Source organism: Pseudoalteromonas sp. SR41-1 (assembly GCF_014164015.1).
GTDB classification, from domain to species: Bacteria; Pseudomonadota; Gammaproteobacteria; order Enterobacterales; family Alteromonadaceae; genus Pseudoalteromonas; species Pseudoalteromonas distincta.
In genome coordinates this window covers 1-866 of sequence record NZ_JACJEK010000048.1, presented here as the reverse complement: position 1 = coordinate 866, position 866 = coordinate 1, and the positions used below count along the sequence as shown (strand labels likewise).

The 866-nt window shown below is 37.2% G+C and carries 1 protein-coding gene and 1 pseudogene; both read left to right on the top strand.

Going from position 1 to position 866, the window contains the following annotated elements:
* Positions 1 to 157: 157 nt before the first annotated feature.
* The gene (locus H5118_RS20955) at positions 158 to 574 is read left to right on the top strand and encodes a LexA family transcriptional regulator (RefSeq protein WP_182749991.1); all 417 of its coding nucleotides are present in this window, start codon (positions 158 to 160) and stop codon (positions 572 to 574) included.
* A pseudogene (locus tag H5118_RS20950) lies at positions 559 to 866 on the top strand (DNA polymerase V subunit UmuC); the annotation flags it as partial. The gene H5118_RS20955 and the pseudogene H5118_RS20950, both read left to right, overlap by 16 nt.

Genomic DNA, 866 nt, shown 5'->3' with positions numbered 1-866 from the left:
ATGGTGATTTTACTAATTGTTATTAAAGGGATTTTTCATCTTTAAGTCTAAAGCATGCTTATATCAGCTCTAATTAAACTATCGTCTCACAAAAAGAACCTTGGCATAATTTGAACCTTAAATTAAACTGTATATATAAACAGTGCTTGAGGTGCGTATGTTCGTTATTCCAATTTTTATAGAAGCAGGCATTACCGGCTTTGAATCTCCTGCAGCAGAATATGTAGAGCTCGGTATTTCAATCGATAAACTAATCATTAAACACCCGAATGCTACTTTCATTGGTATAGCTTCTGGGCAATCCATGCAAGAAGTAGGAATATTCGATGGTGACTTATTAGTCATTGATAGAGCTGAGGATGTAAGTACCGGCGATATTATTGTTGCTAGTTATAACGGTTCGTTTGTTTGTAAAATCATAGATAAATCGAAACGCTTACTTATCTCTGCCTCTAAAGATTATAAGTCTGTCTATATTTCTAATGATGATGACTTTAAGCTCGAAGGCGTCGTTACTGCGAGCATCCGCCTACACAGAAATAAAGCTGAGGTGAATCGATGTTTGCCCTCGTAGATGCAGTGGCATTTTACGCCAGTGCGGAGAAGGTATTTGACCCATCCATTCGCTTTAAACCTGTTGTTGTTCTAACAAATAACGATGGGTGTATTTGTGCCATATGCCCCATTGCTAGAAAGCTTAATATCCCTAAATTTGAACCTTACTTCAAAATTAGACCCTACTTAGAGCAGCATAATGTCGTCGTGCGCTCTTCAAATTATGAACTCTACGCTGATTTGAGTGAGAGAATGATGACGGTCATTAATCGTTTTTGTGATGACCATTATGTTTATAGTATTGATGAGTC

Excerpts from the sequence above, each read along its gene's own strand:
- H5118_RS20955 (WP_182749991.1), top strand. The coding sequence starts at position 158 with ATGTTCGTTATTCCAATTTTTATAGAAGCAGGCATTACCGGCTTTGAA.